This is a genomic window from Acinetobacter sp. AC1-2 (assembly GCF_016124155.1).
Classification (GTDB): domain Bacteria; phylum Pseudomonadota; class Gammaproteobacteria; order Pseudomonadales; family Moraxellaceae; genus Acinetobacter; species Acinetobacter calcoaceticus.
Genome location: NZ_JABFFO010000001.1, coordinates 706,854 through 724,209 on the forward strand (window position 1 = coordinate 706,854; position 17,356 = coordinate 724,209).

The 17,356-nt window shown below is 36.7% G+C and carries 15 protein-coding genes and 1 pseudogene; 10 read left to right on the top strand and 6 right to left on the bottom strand.

Going from position 1 to position 17,356, the window contains the following annotated elements; translation table 11 throughout:
* Positions 1–41: 41 nt before the first annotated feature.
* The 4 genes from HL290_RS03270 (at position 42) to HL290_RS03285 (ending at position 5,102) form a co-directional block, all read left to right on the top strand.
* On the top strand, positions 42–749 hold the full coding sequence (locus HL290_RS03270; RefSeq protein WP_151745455.1) for a molecular chaperone: 708 nt from the start codon (positions 42–44) through the stop codon (positions 747–749).
* A 40-nt stretch (positions 750–789) separates the two neighbouring features.
* Positions 790–3,198, top strand: coding sequence for a fimbria/pilus outer membrane usher protein (locus tag HL290_RS03275; protein ID WP_227602248.1), 2,409 nt, complete (start codon positions 790–792; stop codon positions 3,196–3,198).
* A gap of 23 nt (positions 3,199–3,221) precedes the next feature.
* Positions 3,222–4,217 carry a spore coat U domain-containing protein gene (locus tag HL290_RS03280; protein WP_413784445.1) on the top strand — a complete coding sequence of 332 codons (996 nt, stop codon included), beginning with the start codon at positions 3,222–3,224 and terminating at the stop codon, positions 4,215–4,217.
* Positions 4,218–4,871: 654 nt separating this feature from the next.
* Positions 4,872–5,102, top strand: coding sequence for a hypothetical protein (locus HL290_RS03285; RefSeq protein ID WP_005046549.1), 231 nt, complete (start codon positions 4,872–4,874; stop codon positions 5,100–5,102).
* Positions 5,103–5,379: 277 nt separating this feature from the next.
* On the opposite strand, the gene HL290_RS03290 is transcribed toward HL290_RS03285, so the two are convergent.
* Positions 5,380–5,556: a hypothetical protein gene (locus tag HL290_RS03290; protein WP_004643166.1), complete on the bottom strand. Its 177-nt coding sequence runs from the start codon at positions 5,554–5,556 to the stop codon at positions 5,380–5,382.
* 353 nt (positions 5,557–5,909) lie between these two features.
* Here HL290_RS03290 and HL290_RS03295 point away from each other — a divergent pair, with 353 nt between their 5' ends.
* The 6 genes and pseudogenes from HL290_RS03295 to HL290_RS03315 all read left to right on the top strand — a co-directional run bounded on the left by HL290_RS03295 (position 5,910) and on the right by HL290_RS03315 (position 10,950).
* The gene (locus tag HL290_RS03295) at positions 5,910–6,119 is read left to right on the top strand and encodes a hypothetical protein (protein ID WP_004643165.1); all 210 of its coding nucleotides are present in this window, start codon (positions 5,910–5,912) and stop codon (positions 6,117–6,119) included.
* Between the two features lie 337 nt (positions 6,120–6,456).
* Positions 6,457–7,476, top strand: coding sequence for a hypothetical protein (locus tag HL290_RS03300; protein WP_198495585.1), 1,020 nt, complete (start codon positions 6,457–6,459; stop codon positions 7,474–7,476).
* A gap of 193 nt (positions 7,477–7,669) precedes the next feature.
* Entirely contained in the window at positions 7,670–8,374 is a 705-nt protein-coding gene (locus tag HL290_RS03305; protein WP_198495586.1) for a hypothetical protein, read from the top strand.
* A 50-nt stretch (positions 8,375–8,424) separates the two neighbouring features.
* Positions 8,425–8,619: pseudogene (locus HL290_RS18580) on the top strand (hypothetical protein); the annotation flags it as partial.
* Positions 8,620–9,128: 509 nt separating this feature from the next.
* Positions 9,129–10,292 (top strand): MFS transporter, encoded by a 1,164-nt coding sequence (locus HL290_RS03310; RefSeq protein ID WP_198495587.1) that lies wholly within the window; start codon positions 9,129–9,131, stop codon positions 10,290–10,292.
* Between the two features lie 154 nt (positions 10,293–10,446).
* Positions 10,447–10,950 (top strand): hypothetical protein, encoded by a 504-nt coding sequence (locus HL290_RS03315; protein WP_198495588.1) that lies wholly within the window; start codon positions 10,447–10,449, stop codon positions 10,948–10,950.
* Between the two features lie 47 nt (positions 10,951–10,997).
* Here HL290_RS03315 and accC read toward each other — a convergent pair whose 3' ends face one another.
* The 5 genes from accC to HL290_RS03340 form a co-directional block, all read right to left on the bottom strand.
* Positions 10,998–12,368, bottom strand: coding sequence for an acetyl-CoA carboxylase biotin carboxylase subunit (accC, locus tag HL290_RS03320; RefSeq protein ID WP_003652264.1), 1,371 nt, complete (start codon positions 12,366–12,368; stop codon positions 10,998–11,000).
* Between the two features lie 17 nt (positions 12,369–12,385).
* Positions 12,386–12,805, bottom strand: coding sequence for an acetyl-CoA carboxylase biotin carboxyl carrier protein (locus HL290_RS03325; RefSeq protein WP_003652263.1), 420 nt, complete (start codon positions 12,803–12,805; stop codon positions 12,386–12,388).
* Between the two features lie 17 nt (positions 12,806–12,822).
* On the bottom strand, positions 12,823–13,278 hold the full coding sequence (gene aroQ, locus HL290_RS03330; protein WP_003652261.1) for a type II 3-dehydroquinate dehydratase: 456 nt from the start codon (positions 13,276–13,278) through the stop codon (positions 12,823–12,825).
* 235 nt (positions 13,279–13,513) lie between these two features.
* The gene (locus HL290_RS03335; protein WP_198495589.1) at positions 13,514–14,839 is read right to left on the bottom strand and encodes a Y-family DNA polymerase; all 1,326 of its coding nucleotides are present in this window, start codon (positions 14,837–14,839) and stop codon (positions 13,514–13,516) included.
* 264 nt (positions 14,840–15,103) lie between these two features.
* Positions 15,104–17,353 (bottom strand): TonB-dependent receptor, encoded by a 2,250-nt coding sequence (locus HL290_RS03340; RefSeq protein WP_198495590.1) that lies wholly within the window; start codon positions 17,351–17,353, stop codon positions 15,104–15,106.
* Positions 17,354–17,356 lie beyond the last annotated feature (3 nt).

Genomic DNA, 17,356 nt, shown 5'->3' on the forward strand with positions numbered 1-17,356 from the left:
GAGAGCTAGCCTAATTTGAGAAAAGTAGTTCTGGGCAAATCATGAGAAAAAATATCTTTGTTATTACAAGTTTATTGTTATTTTTGCCTAGTATGCTGAACGCTGCATCAATTCGTCTTTCGCCTGTAAGTGTTGAAATATTAAATGATCAATCGGCGTCCTCAATTAGTTTATATAATCAGTCAAATGAAAGCACTGATTTGCAGGTACGTGTATTTGAATGGCGCCAAAATGCCGGGCAAGATCAATTAATACCTACAGATGAGATCGCGGTTAGTCCACCGTTTTTAAAATTACAACCTAATGATTCTTATAATTTACGTGTAGTTAGAATTAATCCAGCACCAGTTTCTGGTGAGCAAACATACCGTATTATTATTGATGAACTACCAAAACCGATTGATAATCGTAAAGCGGATCAAGGGATTAATGTACTACTACGTTCGTCATTGCCACTATTTGTCGTAAATAAAGATGCAATTACTAAACTTACTTGGTCAATTCAACAAGAGCAAAATACTTCTTCTCTTATGATTAGCAATGTTGGCAATCGACATGCACTTTTAAATAATTTAACGCTTGTTGATGTGACAGCAAATAAAAGCTATGCCATTAAAGTAAATACGGTGAATGGTTATATTCTTGCTGGTAAAGCAAGAAATTTTAATATTAGCCCTGATTTTAAATTTCAAACGGATCATAAATATAATATTTCATTGAATATTAACGGTAAGCAAACATCTCTTTAAAGAGGCACACATGAAATATCTCGTAAGTGCCTTATGTGTTATGTATTTGCCGATTCATGCTTTTGCTGAATCATTGCAAGATAACACCAATATTGCTTTACCAAGTATTCCGGAAGTTACAAACTCTTCTCATCAGGTATTCAGTTCTGATAAGGCGTACACACAGCTTTTTTTAAAGATTTCTATTAACTCGAATATTTCAACAGATTTAATCTCGGTACACCAAGATCAAGATGGAAAGCTGTATATTCGTGCTCGTGACTTAAAAGTTTTAAGGGTAAAAATGGATGAACACACTCCAGATAGCCAACGGGTGTGTATTAATGAGCTAAAAGGAATTCAGTTTAAATATCTTGAGAATGAGCAAGCTTTAAACTTACAAGTTCCGTCGAACATGTTGGCGGATTATTCAGTTGACTTAAATGGCCAGCAGATTACCAGTCCTCATTTACTAAAAATGAAGCCTTTAAACGCAGCCATTTTGAACTATAGCCTGTATCACACCATGACCAATGACGAGAATGTTTTCTCCGGTTCGGCTGAAGGGATTTTTAACAGTGCTATTGGTAACTTTTCATCAGGCATTTTATATAACGGAAGTAATGAAAATAGCTATAGCCATGAAAAGTGGGTGCGTCTGGAAAGTAAGTGGCAGTATGTAGACCCTGAAAAGATCAGGATATATACCTTAGGAGACTTTATTTCCAATAGTTCTGACTGGGGGAGTAGTGTACGCCTTGCTGGTTTTCAGTGGTCGAGTGCTTACACCCAACGAGGAGATATTGTCACTTCGGCACTCCCACAATTTTCCGGTTCGGCTGCATTGCCTTCGACATTAGATTTATACGTTAACCAACAAAAGATTTATTCAGGACTAGTGCCTTCAGGCCCGTTTGACATTAAGCAGCTCCCGTTTATTTCTGGAAATGAAGTCACGCTTGTGACCACCGATGCGACGGGTCAGCAGAGCATTACCAAACAGGCTTACTATTTTTCATCTAAAATTTTAGCAAAAGGCATCAATGAATTCTCAGTAGATGTTGGGGTTCCACGTTATAACTATGGGTTGTATTCAAATGATTACGACGATGTCACCTTTGCTTCGGCTGCGATCCGATACGGCTACAGCAACTCATTGACCTTAAGCGGTGGTGCAGAAGCTTCTACAGATGGCCTATCAAATCTGGGCACAGGCTTTGCCAAGAACCTGTTTGGTTTTGGGGTAATTAATGCTGACATTGCAGCGAGTCAATATAAAGATGAAAACGGTTATTCTGCCTTGGTTGGTTTAGAAGGGCGTATCAGCAAGAATATTTCGTTTAATACCAGTTACCGTAAAGTATTCGATAACTATTTTGACCTTGCCCGTGTGTCCCAAGTTCGATATTTAAAAGATAATCAAACCGATGGTGAACCCAAAAATTATTTGAGCTACAGCGCACTGGCAGATGAGATTTTTAGGGCAGGAATTAACTATAATTTTTATGAGGGGTATGGAGCTTATCTGGGTTATAACCAGATCAAATTTAGCGACAATTCTTATAAGTTAGTGTCTGCCAATTTAAGTGGGAGCCTGAATAAGAACTGGGGATTTTATACCTCAGCGTATAAAGATTATGAAAATCACAAAGACTATGGCATTTACTTTGCACTGTGTTATACACCATCTACTAGAGTCAATGCGATTACAAGTATTTCTAATGAAAGTGGTAAAACAACGTATAGACAAGAAATAAATGGATTTAATGACCCACAAATCGGTTCATTTGGATGGGGCGGCTATGTTGAACGCGATCATGATGTCAATCAAAACAATGCATCTATCTATGCATCTTACCGTGCCCGTGCTGCTTATCTGACAGGTCGATATAACAGAATAGGGGAGAACGACCAAGTTGCACTTTCAGCGACAGGATCATTGGTTGCGGCAGCAGGGCGGATTTTTGCAGCTAATGAAATTGGAGACGGCTACGCGGTCGTGACCAATGCTGGACCAAAAAGCCAAATTCTAAATGGTGGAGTCAATTTAGGAGCGACTGATCGAACCGGTCGATTCTTAATTTCAAATTTAAGACCTTATCAGCTTCATCATATCTATCTAGACCCATCATATTTACCTTTAGAATGGGATGTTACTTCAACTAACCAAACAGCATTCGTAGGTTATCGCCAAGGTGGTCTTATTGATTTTGGCGCTCATCAGGTCATTTCAGGGTTAGTAAAAATTGTTGATCAGAACAATTCGGCATTATTACCAGGTTATAGCGTTCGAATTAATGGACAGCAAGATGGGGTAGTTGGCTACGACGGTGAAGTATTTATTCCAAATCTATTAAAACAAAACAAACTTGAAGTAGATCTTCTGGATCATGGTTCATGCCAAGTTAATTTTGCGTATGAAAATAAGCAATACAGTGCTAAAAAGTTGGGGCCTTATGTATGTCGATAACTACTGTCAGTCATAGTTTTTGGATGAAGGGTAAAAAGCTTTCATTGGCCATAAAGTATATTTTAGCAATTGTTCTGTCTTTTATATTATATGCATTTTTTAGCTCTGCACATGCGGCTTGTACGGTAACTGGAACGACTAATAGTACGTATACCTATACGGCTGCCACAATTAATAGTGATGCAAACATCAACTTTTCTGGCACGATTAGCTGTCTTGGTGGGCGTACTACTCCTGAAATTTCAGCTTATATGTGTATGAAAACCGTATTTACGGGAACCACAAACACCAATAACAGTGTTTCATTACCTTATACAGTCACTGCAACTGTAGGGGGGGCAGGTTCTTCCACAACAAATCAAACTTCAAATGTGTGGTATGGACCGGTTAGAACGGTCGCTTCAAATAATATTATTAGTTACTCTGTAAATGTAAAAGTCCCAGCCCGTACTGGTTCGCTCATTGCATATCCTAAAGGCACATATACTGGTACGGTTCAGCTTTTTTGGGACATGCAGGCAAGCTCTAGCAGTGTCTGTGAAGGTAATAGCGGAGGCGGGTGGGATTCAGGTAATGCCACTATAACTGCTAATTATGTTGTACCTAGCTTGTGTCAATTAGATTCAACATCAAATGTTGATTTTGGCAATATTAATGATATTGGCTCGGCTAGTCGTGATTACACTGCGCAAGGTGCGGTGAATACGACTTGTAACAATGGAACGCCATACAGTATTTACTTGGGGGATGGAAATAATCGTATTGCTGGAGGTTTTAGACGTATGACAAATGGTAGTAGTCAATATATTCCCTATCAGCTATATCAGAATTCGACTTATAGTACGGTATGGGATACTACAGGTGGTGTAACAGCGGTGGGAGGTTCTGGAGGTGTTTCCAAGACGGGATCGGGGAGTGCTCAAAGCACAAATGTGTATGGAAAAATTCCACAAGGTACTACTATTTCAACGACTCCTGGTAATTACTCAGATACGATAGTTGTTACAGTAACTTATTGATTAAATTTATGAATTTAATGTTAAATATGTTTTAGGGTTGGTAATGTGAATATCCGTGATTTTTTAATGTGATGCTTTAAGCCAAGTTTGATTCGCACATTTAACTCTACCTAAAGGAGCTATCTATAAATTTGATTTTTAATTGTTCTAATTTAAAGGAAGTAGAAAAATTTTTAAAGAAAAGATAGTTGAAAAAAAGACGGTTAACGGTAATGTTGTTTTAGAATAAGTAAAAACAGAAAAAGACAAATTAAAAAAATAAGAAAAAACATCTGATGAATAAATACCTTATGAATATTAAATGTATTTTTACACAAGTTAACACATTGTACAAATTAAATTACAGTTCTCTTAGCTTTATTTAATCTTTCTTATCAATAAAAAAAGCTTTCAGAGGCAAAACTGGTTATTAATAAATTAGTTATTTGCATTGAAAAACAAAATGTTAGAATTGTAGGCTTGGGAGTTCTCAGATAAGTTGTGATATGACTTTGATTAACTAAAGGCCCTCTTCGGAGGTTCTTTTATATTTGATTTCAATTTGCCGAGCATATTTGGGTACTGGGTACAAAGAGTCCCGCTAAATATCGATTATTGGCGGGGACTTTTACTTTATGTGTTAAGCTGATCTTTATAATTATATGGATTAGTACAATGTTCATTTGCATTGGTGGTGATTTAGACGGTGAAGTTATAAATAACCGTGAAGGTACGTACTTGGAAGCCAGTGAAATAGATTCAAGTAAACAATCAACATACAACCGCCAGAGCTATATTATTGGTGAAAATACATATCGATTTTGGCTGTGTGCGGAGTTGACCTATGCAGAGACAACAAAAATAGCGAATGATTACTTGGCGCAAAAACATCCATACCTTTCATAATTCAGATATTAAAATTAAGCCCGCCAATTTTGCTGGGCTTAATTTATCTAAGATGAGTCGGCTAAATACAGGTTAAGTGAAAAAAACAATTAAAAAAGCCCCTCATATCTGAGAGACTAGTCATATCAATTTTCTGGAATGAATGGCTGCAATTTCTTAAATAACTAAACAAATCAAATTGATAAAAGTAGTTAATAGTATAATAAATCAGTGCACTAATTTATTCTTTATAGTAGCAGAGCCTCAAAACAACTTCCAAGGCACTGTTAATAAGAAATTATTTGTTATTAGGATCAGGTTGTTCATTATTCTCAGGCAGATCTTTTACGGTGCCAGGAACTTGTGACGGCTGAGTTTCAGTAGGTGGTGTTGCTGCAGAATGCTTATTCATTTTAGCTTTGATGACATTGGCGTGGTTAGTTGTATTTTGAGAAAAACTTTTAAAACCCGACATTTTTATCTTCTTATCTTCACTAGGGAGAGTTCATAGTACGCTTTAAAAGCCGTTACATTGCGGTAGTTTTAAGACTTATGTGTGTTGATTTGTCCTAGAAAAGATCTTTATCTCGACGACTTATTTCATAAATAAAATCAATTATATATAACCTGTTGAGTCTTATCCTTTAAATTTTGAAATTACGTTATCCAAGTTTCAAGTAGGGGTACATAAAGCACACATATCTAAATTTTTTCAAAGTATGGGTTTAATAAAGTTTTAAAAATTAATTCAATCTCGTTTCCTACAAAATATTGATAGTATAAAAATAGTGTTGAGCATAATATGTATGATTAAATTGGAGCATTTTGATGCTAAAAGACATTACAATTATTGATTTCCAAGGTAAAGAAAAAAGAGCGCAGGCAAACTATACAGAAGTAAATACTAATAAAATCAATCATTCATCTAGAGTTCAGAGACCCAAAGTTGAATATATTTTGTTAAAAGGTGAATGTATTTACCCTACTTTAAATTTGGTTTTCAACAGTTCTGATGGAAACAGCTATTATATAGAGTAAACATGACCCACTTCGGTGGGTTTTTTAATAGTTGATTTTAATTTGTCGAACGTCTTATTGCACAAGAGGCCTCGCTAAATATCGATTATTGGCGGAGCTTTTATTTTTAAGTACTCCTTTAAGATTATCTGTTTGGCTTAAACTACTTCCACTGAGAATCTTAAAGTCAAATTTGAAGAAAATATTTTATATGTATTTAATTTTATAGCTATGAATTAAATACTAGCGCGTATTTGTTAGTCTAATTATTATGGTGATTCAGTAACATAAGTTCATCGTATTTCGGTGACTTTATCAAATAAAAAATATATTAAGAGATGTTTAATGGAGTTTAAATATGTTTAAAAAAAATAAAATATTGATAGTAATTTTTTCAAGTCTACTGATAGTGGCTTGCCATGATAGTAATGAGTCAAATGGCAATAGCAGTGAGTCTAAGCCTAAGGTATTTGAGCAATGGTCAAGTTTTCATTTTGCTGAAAGAAGTATAGGTACTGGAGTGGAGGAGGCTCCTTTTAAGTATGTAATTACAACAATAAGGTCCACTTTAACAATTGATGATAACAATTTATTTGAAAAAAAGGATTTCTTTAACTTAAATGAAAAAGAACAAAGATTGACACCTAGCTATGCCACTTATACAGGTTTTTATGGCAGCAATGAAAAACATCAAGAGTATGGTGATCATTTAGGGAAAATTAATACATCGACTATTAATCAATGGACTTTTTCTCCAACACTCTTAAATGGAACACGCGAATTTAACCGGATTACTAAGTACAAAGTCTTAGATATATCAGGTCAAAATGTTCTTGATACTTTTGATCCTAATTTATCAATTAGATTTAATGGGGTCCCATTATTTGATGATGTATATGGTCTTGCTGCATTGAAATTTTATAAAAAATTATATAGTAGTAACTTTCCTGTAGGATCAAAATGTATTCAGCTCATATCAGTTGAGCAAAATAGTGATGTTTTAACTTTAGAAAGATATCCAGAACCAAATGTTGATCCATATGATCAAAATACAATTAAAGAATGGTGGGAAGATAGCAAATCACAGGGAGATAAGGTTTCTATATATAAGGATACAGAAGCATTTATTCTAGATTTTTCTAACTCCGGAGCAGCTAAAGTTAATAATACATATTATTGGGCTAAACCGAGTTTGAAAGGTGAAGTTTTTTCATTTGCTAAAACTGTGGCAAAGAATAAAGAAAAGTTTGTGGATGAGGAAGAACTATATGAATCAGAAATAAAATATTCTGAAATCTATGGTGAGTTATCAAAAAAATCATGTCATTATTTTAACCCTGAAGCTATGATGTTTGTTAGTAAGTTGGCTGATTTATAAGATATTAACTCGAGATTAAAAATAATTTAAATGCATGTGTATTTAATTGTTTTTAATAAATTAGTATAGTTAAAGATTTAATTATATTAAACTAAACCATATAGATAAGTTGATAATTATTTTTTTGCTTTTATATAATCTGCTTTTATATATCGTTAACCTTATATTAATTTTAATTTAAGGTTAACTTGAAATGAAGGCCTTTTTGTTTTTGTTTGCTTTTTTATTGGTTATCTGTAAACCAATTACCTTGCATGCTGATACGACTTACGAAACTTTTGATATACATTTTGTCATTCTTACTTCTAATCCCTCGGCTCAAATGGTCGCAACATTAAATCAAATGCAAGAAGAAGTTAATATTTTAAATAATTACTTTGTAAAAGAAGACAGATCTCCTGTAGTAAAGTTTCGCTTCAAAAGTGTATCTTTTTATAATGATGTAAAAAACTCAACATGTTCATTTGTTTCGACTGTTAATTCTGCTACTCCATATGATTCAGATGGATGGGCTACTTTGTTTAATAATTGCAATGATCCTAAAGTTAGAGATAAAAATGCTTTAAATTTTTATGTTTATGATGGTTATTCTGAAGCAAATGGTTTTAATGAAGCAGATAGTCATGGGAAAAGAAATTCTAATAGACCATATGTAATGTTGGACTGGCAAAGAATCAATCACAATATTCAATCACCTGAAGAGCATGAAATGGGACATGCTTTTGGCTTAGAGCATGTATGTGCTCCCGGAGCTACCTATAATACTTCAACAAATATCATGACTACTGTTTGCACTGGATCATCTGGTGGTAAGAGGGATATAGGATTTAATGCAGCGCAAGTTAGTACAATTATGTACTATGTGCCATTAATAAAAGCAAAATTATCGTCGCTTTAATTTTTTCTTGATTAGAATCCCCGTTATATGGGGATTTTTATAGCTGGTGGCCATGGTCTGGCGGTCGTAGGGGAAAGCTTGCAACAAAGGCGTGGACTATTGATCGTTACGATGTAGCTGAAGAGATGGGCTATACCATAGTTCGCCTGAAAGCAACAGCTACATTTAAGATTGATGAATTTGGGCCATTACAAATACGAGCAACTTTTGGCAGCCAATCCGCACATGGCCGCAGCAATACATGACTATGTTAATGACGGAGGTTTTGTGGCTTGGTCATTTATTGAGAAAGAAAAAGAGGACTGCGTTACACAAACGCATAGATACTTCTCCTTGGCATTTACCACCAATGGACAGTTATCATTTACTAAATAGAAGCTAATAATTCAGTAGCGATGGCGGGAGTTGAACCCGCGTCTTTAAGAGCTCTCTTCGGAGGGCTTTTTTATGCTATGAGCTAATACAATTTGAGAAAATTAATACTTTTAGGTTTTTAACTCAGATAAACATCGGCACCTCTTTATTATCCCTATCAACAATAAATCAATTTAGTTTTATCCAAAATGATAGAATTGCGCAGATCAGTAATTTGATGTGTAGTTTTTGCTTAAAAAGTATGTAGTTTACAAATTTTTTTAAATTGATTTGAAATTAAATTTGTAGACTAGTGAAATGCAAAATACAGTATATCAGTGCAAGTGGATGCAACTTTAATTATGATTAACTTTTTGAAAATGCAAGATAAAGCAACTTAATGCAACCACTTACAATCCAAACTAGACTCGGCGGATTCTACTTCTTTTATTATTCCATTGTTGGCACATTTATGCCTTACTGGAATTTATATCTTCAAGATCAGGGGTTTAATTATCAAGAAATTGGTGTTTTATCATCAATTGCCATTGTAACGCGTTTTTTTGCACCTTTAGTATGGGGATGGATTGCTGACAAATCTGGTAAGCGAATGCTATTAGTACGGTTGGCGACTTGGATGGAATCATGTATATGGTTGGCTATTTTTATAGTTCCAAATACGTTTCAATCCATTGCTTTGCTCATGCTTATTTTTAGCTTCTTTCAAAATGCTATTTTAGCTCAATTTGAAGGGGTTACTTTATTTTGGTTGGGTGATCAAAAAGCTAAACTTTACGGCAAAATCCGTAAGTGGGGATCTGTTGGATTCATTGTGGGTGTTTTCGTTATTGGAGCACTTCTAGAAATAGTACCTATTTCGATGCTTCCGATTTTATTATTAATTATTGCTTCATTGGCATTTATCTGGTCTTTCACAATTCGAGAACCGGATGGTGCACCTACCTCACAAAAGCAGTTAGAGCCTTTACTTCCCGTGCTTAAACGCCCGACAGTAGCTGCATTTTTTACAATTGAATTTATTTTACTTTTTTCACATGCGCCTTTTTATAGTTTTTATAGTAATTTTCTGAAATCTTTGAATTTTAGTACGACTGAAATTGGATTTTTATGGGCTATGGGTGTTTGTGCAGAAATTTTTATGTTTTCAATTGCTCCAAAGATTTTTCAACGTTTTTCATGGCGTAGTTTAGTGATTGTGTGTTTGTTAGTGACGAGCATACGTTGGATGTTGGTTGCACTATTTTCGCATTACTTTGTTGGTCAACTTTTTGCACAGTGTTTGCATGCTTTTAGTTTTGGTCTATTTCACTTAATTGCGATGCGAGTTATTTTTCAAAATTTCTCGGCTGGGCAGCAAGGACGGGGACAAGCTCTTTACAGCACTATGTGGGGTTTAGGTGTGGCTTTTGGTAGTGTTCTGGCTGGACATTTTTGGAAAATTCTTTCTGGTGAAATCATCTTTATGTGTGCCAGCTTGGTAGTACTCTTAGGCTTATGCTTTGTAATGTGGCTTCCTAAACAAATCGATTCTTCAACGGCTTAAGCTCGAAATAATAAAAACAAGGTATTTATATTGAAAAAAGCAAGTAAATATAAAATTGTTTGATGACTTGTTGTAGCACGTTACAGTTGAAAAATATTGTTTTTATATGGTTATGAACCAGTGAATTTGTCAAAAAATATGCTAACTTAAGTTCATGCGTTTAATGATTAATAAATCTATGAAAAATATTTATATTATTGGATTATTGTGGGCTTGTTCTGGTTTAGCTGTGGCAGAAACGGCGACTCAGCAGCCAGTCGAACAACCGGTTCGGACAGCAAGTAATCCTAATGCTATACGTATTGTTACGCGTCCTGAAATTATGGGATTATGGGGAATGGAAATTCCAAATAATAAGAAATGTGTGGAATATTATAATTTCCGTAGTGGTAATGATGTAGTGATCAAAAGTGGTCAAGAATGGTCATATGGCTTATATGAATATCAACCGTCCGATGATCCTAAAGAACAGTTAGCTGCTTTAGTCATGCAAATTAAATTTGATAATAATAAAATAGATTGTTCTGGACAGAAACAAGATCAGACAGGTGATGTTTCTCAATATTTTGTACAGTGGAAAAATGATCATACTATTAACTTCTGTTCAACCGCTAAGGGTGAGCAGTGTTTTGCGACTTTGCGTAGAGTACTACCATAAAGTAATAGATATAAAAAAAGCCTCTTATTTATAAGAGGCTTTTTTTATTATGCAGTTTCAGCTTTCTTCTTTTCTTCCAATTGCTTTAGCAAGTGTTTTTCAAGGTAATGGATGTCCATTGCTTGAGAGCAGAAGCTCTTATCTTGCAAAATAAGATCTTTATGCAGAGGAATATTGGTTTTAATTCCTGTAAGGATCATTTCATCTAACGCTTGACGCATACGTGCAATTGACGTTTCACGGTCTTTACCATGAGAAATCAGTTTGGCAATCATAGAGTCATAGTAAGGTGGAATGCTATATTCTGGATAGATATGAGAGTCTAAACGAATACCAGCACCGCCTGGCGCATAGAAACTTTCAATTTTACCCGGTGAAGGTAAGAAAGTTGTTGGATCTTCTGCATTGATACGACATTCGATGGCATGTCCTTGAACTTTGATATCTTCTTGTTGAAGTTCTAGTCCTAAGCCGCCTGCAATACGTAGCTGTTGTTCAATAATGTCAACACCAGTCACCATTTCAGTAACAGGGTGCTCTACCTGAACACGAGTGTTCATTTCAATAAAGAAGAATTCGCCGTCTTCAAATAAAAATTCAAACGTACCAGCACCACGATATTGCATTAGCTGACATGCATGAACACACGCTTCTAAAATATCAGCTCGAGCTTGTTCTGGTAGGTTTGGTGCAGGCGCTTCTTCTAGCACTTTTTGGTGACGACGTTGTAATGAACAGTCGCGGTCATATAAATGAATCGCATGACCATTACCGTCACCAAGAATTTGAACTTCGACATGGCGAGGTTTTTGTAAAAAACGCTCCATGTATACAGTATCGTCACCAAACCACATTTCTGCATCGCGTTGTGCTGCTTGAACTGATTCAAGTAGTGTATCTACACGCTCAACAATACGCATACCACGTCCACCACCACCAGATGCCGCTTTAACAATAAGCGGGAAACCGATTTCTTTAGCTTCTGCCAAGGCATTGTGGATGGTCACGGCATGGTCGCAACCCGGTACAGTAGGTACACCAGCTTTTTTCATGGCAACAATCGCAGAAACTTTATTCCCCATGAGGCGAATATGTTCTGGACGAGGACCAATAAAAGTAAAGCCTGAACTTTCTACAATTTCAGCAAACTCAGCATTTTCTGAAAGGAAACCATAACCAGGGTGAATGGCATCAGCACCAGTAATTTCTGCAGCAGTAATAATTGCCGGGATATTTAAATAGCTATCACTACTTGCGCCCGGACCAATACATACTGCTTCATCAACAAAACGTAAATGCATCAAATCCTTATCAGCATCTGAATAGATACCAACAGTCTTGATTCCTAATGTTTTGCAAGCCCGGGTAATTCGTAAAGCGATTTCACCACGGTTTGCAATTAAAACTTTTTGCAACATAGACGTCCCCGAGGTAATTACGCGCGATAACGGAATAAAGGTTGACCGAATTGGATAACATCACCATTTTTCACTAAAATTTCTTCAACCACGCCACTTTGAGTTGCTTCAATTGGGTTCATGATTTTCATTGCTTCAATAATACCCAAAGTTTCACCAGCAGATACAGTTTGACCTACTTTAACAAATGGTGCTTCGCCTGGGCTTGGAGCAGCGTAGAACACGCCAACCATTGGAGAAGGTTCAACTGCTCCACGTGGTGTTTTTGCAACTGGTGCTTCTGCAACAGGAGCTGCCGGAAGTGCTACACCAGCCGCAGCAACGACTGGACTACGACGAGTTAAAGCGATTGATTGATCACCTTCTTTAACTTCAATCGCTTGCAAGTCAGACTCAATCATTAAATCGATGAGTTTCTTAATTTTGCGGATATCCATGGGCGACTATTCCTAAACTAGTTTGGGTTAGATGGTTGAATTTTTTCAATGGCGTAATCGAGTGCAAAACTATAGCCTTTTGCACCTAGACCACAAATCACGCCAATTGCTTTATCAGATAAATAAGAATGGTGTCGGAATGCTTCTCGTGCATGAACATTCGACAAATGTACTTCAATAAATGGAATGGCAACGCCAAGTAGAGCATCGCGTAGAGCAACAGAAGTATGAGTGAGGGCGGCAGGGTTAATAATAATAAGTTTTACGCCTTCAGTTTGTGCCTGATGAATACGGTCAACAATGGCACCTTCCCAGTTGCTCTGGAAAGTATCTAATGTAATTGATGCGCGTTGAGCTTGGGTAATAAGTTGTTGGTTAATATCACCTAAGGTAAGATGACCATATACTTCTGGTTCGCGTTTTCCCAGCAAATTCAAATTCGGTCCATGAATCACCAAAATGGTCGAACTCATTCAGATTGCTCCAGCTCTAAAGTTGCAAATATTCTTTGCAAGATGTCTGCAAAGTTTGCTTATTATGGCATATGTTTCTACAATTTTTTTATAATTTGTTTTAATTGTCGCAGAAATGGTACGCCAAATTCGGCTTATATATTGTAAATTTTGCGATGATTTAGCAATGTTAAAAAATGACAAAATTTCAAGTAATTTAATGAAGCTTATTTTAAACTGAATTGACAAAAACAGTTCATGTATTTTGTGTAACGGCTGTAGAGTTCTCTTCAATTACGAGTAGCTCATTCCATCGGGTTAGATAGTTTTTTGAACGGTGACATTGTTTCATATGCCAAGATGGGCTACGCGAATGATAGCCCACTTGTAAATAGTGACTACCGAATCGATTACGGACTGTACTTAGTGTTTTCATTAGTTGTTGTCTTTGCTGGATCAACTCAAGAGGTTGCCATAAATCATCAATGTGATGTTGACGGGAGTGCAAACCACAAAATAGAACTCCAATCTTAATGTATCTTTTGTTTTCTTTATATAAAACATCAATTTGTTGCATTGCTGCTTTGGTTAATATGCATAGATCATCTGTTGCATAATTTAAGCCAATGGCTTGAGATGACGCTTTTTTATAAGGTGGTTTATCTGTTTTTTCATAAAGCATGACTTGAATGCAGGCACAGAGTTGTTCTTGTTTCATTAAACGCCGATGAGCACGATTGAGATGGAAGATAAGCGCTTGTTTAATAATCTCAATGCTGGATAAAGCTTGAGCGAAACTTCGTGATGCTAAAATTCGTTTTGTTAGGATGGCAGGATCATCAAGTTGAATGCAGGATTGGCCTTTTAGCTCACGAATGGTACGTGCCATAACCACAGAAAAAGCTTTGGCTAGATGGTATTCATTGGCAAAAGTTAAGTCTAGGCATGAACAAATTTCATAGCTTCGTAGTTGTTTGACCAATTGGTAGCCAATTCCCCAGACTTCTTTAACAGAAGTTTGTTGCATGAGGTCTTCAAGAATTAGAGGATCTAAAGTAGTGAAATTACAAATTCCATTAAAACTTTTAATTTTTTTGGCATAGTGGTTGGCTAACTTGGCCTGAGTTTTTGAATATCCGATGCCAATACAACAAGGTAAGCTTAACCATTCCTCTAGCGTTTCTAAGACTTTGCCACAATAAGAATGGATATCTAGAGATTGGAGGTAAGGGGTAAGGTGGATAAAGCATTCATCAATAGAGTAAGCCTCTAAATCATCGGATGAGAAAAACTCCCCAAGAACCGAAAAAAAGCGACGAGACATCTCGGCATATAAAGTGTAGTTGCTTGAATAGACGTGTACGCCTGCTTGGAGAGCTTCTTCTTCAATTTGATACCATGGGATTCCCATCTTTATACCCATGTTTTTTGCTTCTTCACTGCGTGATACAACGCATCCATCATTGTTAGAAAGTACCACAACAGGCAAACCAATAAGTTTGGGATTAAATAGTCGCTCACAACTGACATAACAATTATTAATGTCTACAAGTGCATAAATTTCTCGATGTGAGATTTCCATTATGATTCCCCTTAAAAAATATTGGTAAAGCCACATGCATGAATTGAATTTCATAAACACGATGTTGAAAAGTGTTGGGAGAAAATCACATCTTGAATATGTAACGAAATCAAGTTAACAAAATTTCTGGTAGAAAGCTAGGGTAGTCCCGACAGTTGGTTTCAAGTCGACAAAGAAAAGAAAATAGGGCTTAAATAATTTTTAAATAAAAAAAGGAGACCGTAATAGATCTCCTTTTTTGTGACACATGCTATCTAATTTTAATTACCACTTATGGCTATAAGAAACTTTAAGCGTTGCGCCATTTGCGACTAAGTGGCTGGTGTTATTACCAGATCTTAATAATTGACTATAGAGAGGGTAGTATTTGCGGTTAAACATGTTCTCTAAACCAATCGTCACAGTGTCTTTTTTGTTAAGCGCAAAACTACTGATTAAATCGGCTGTTGTATAAGTTTTTACATCATAGCGACCAAAACTATTTTTGCCATTTAAGCGGTAATCTTCTGAACCGAAGTAAGTTGCTTGTAGGCGGTTCGTCCAAGTTTCAGTTGGGCTATAAGAAACGTAAGCTGTCAGTTTTAATGGTGGAATACGGAAGCCTGTCATGTCTTGTTCAGCACCGTTTTGAGGTTTTTCACGGCCTTTCATCCAAGTAACGCTACCACCAGTTCCCCAAACATTAGCATCGTCAAGGTAGTCAAAAGTTGCTTCCACACCAGTGACTTTCTCTTTTGTTCTAGTCATATCCAAACTATTACTTACTGGTTGCACGGCACCAAGGTCAGAAGTAGAGTGGAAGACTGCTAAACTTGAAGAGAAGTTATTGAAGCTTCCTTTCCAGCCCAACTCATAGTTATCAACTTTTACAGGTTCTAAGAATGACGAGCCAAGGTTAAAACCTGTGCTGGCATTACGAATGACTACACCAACATCAGGCAACTGAAAACCTTGATTAAAAGATGCATAAATCGAGTGTTGGTCATTTGGAGAGAAAGTCACATTAGCATTATACAACCATGCATCAGCTTTCACTTTTCCACCCTGAACTGTGTAAGGGTCGGGCTTACCTAATTGTGATAATGGGACAAAGCTATCAATTTGGGCATAGCTGTCTTCATAACGCGTACCAGCTTCAGCCGACCATTGGTCATTAAAGCGGTGTTTTAACTGTACAAAGCCACCCACACTTTGTGTGGTAAGTTCAGGTAAATAAATAAGTTTGCCAGTTTTTACAAATTCTAGGCCACCAGATTGGTCATAAATATCAGGATCGAAAGTATCTAAAGGCATTTCGCTTTTTTCGCGGCTAAAGTCACCACCCCAAACTAATGAGGTATCGCCTAAAAACTCAAGCGGTGTGGTCACAGTTAAACGGCTACCGAGTACGTTATTTTCTTGAGATACCTGATCCACTTGTCCACCACGTGGGCTGACTTGATTTGCAGGAACACGTGCATCAAATGGTGAGAAACGAGTAAAGAAGTCGCGGTAATAAATTTGAGCATCAACCTTATTACCAAACAGGTCTTTATGGTTATAGGTTAGATTGTATATCTGGTTTTCGTTTTTAGTCTGGTCTTTGAGTTTTAAGCCTTTAATGGCTTTCGCTGGTACAGTTCCAGCAGGGGTATTTTTAACACTTGTGTCAGATGCATAATCTGAGTCTTGTTCGGCATTATAATAATTAGCGGCAAATTGTAGGTATTGATTGTCATCAATATGGTAACCCAGCTTGCCGCCTACGCTGTAGGCATCGGCATCATAAAGGTCGCCCTGACTTGGTTCTGGTGCAACACGGTCACCACTTGCATCGTACGGACTACCAATACGTTGATAGCCAAAGTCGAGTGCATAGTCAAAAGCGTTAAAGCTGCCTGTGAAATATTGATGAATATCGCCACTTAGAGCATTAGAACGGAAATTTGTTAAAGGGGTTTGAAGTCCAACGACCGTTTTTGCTGTAGGTTCGCCACCAGCAGCTTTCGTGGTAATTGAAATAATACCGCCAGAAGCACCGCCACCATAAATTGCATTACTGCCTCGGATTACCTCAATATTTGCAATGCTTTCAGGGTCAATTGAGGAAAGTCCTCTTGATGTGTCCCGTGTAAGGTTCATTGGAACGCCATCGACCAAGATCAGGGCATTACGTCCACGTAAAGTTTGACCATAATCGGTAATGGTTCGGCTTGAGTCAGACAGGCCTGGTACGGCTTTGGCTAAAACGGTTGCAATACTTCCAGAGGAACCATTTCTTAAAAGTTCAATTTGTTTTTCATCTAGCTTGGTAACTTGCTTTGCAGAAGTAGAAAGTTCATCTGCGCGTGAAGCGGTAATTGTAATTGTAGGGAGTGCTTCAGGCTTTTTTTCAGCATCTGTTGTCTCAGGAGACGAGGCTGCAAATGCTGAATTTGAAAGAAAAATGGCCCCACCAAGTGAAAGGAGTGGAATGATATTTTTAACTTCTGACTTTCTCGTAAAAAGTTTATTACTTTTTATCTTATTTCCCATTTT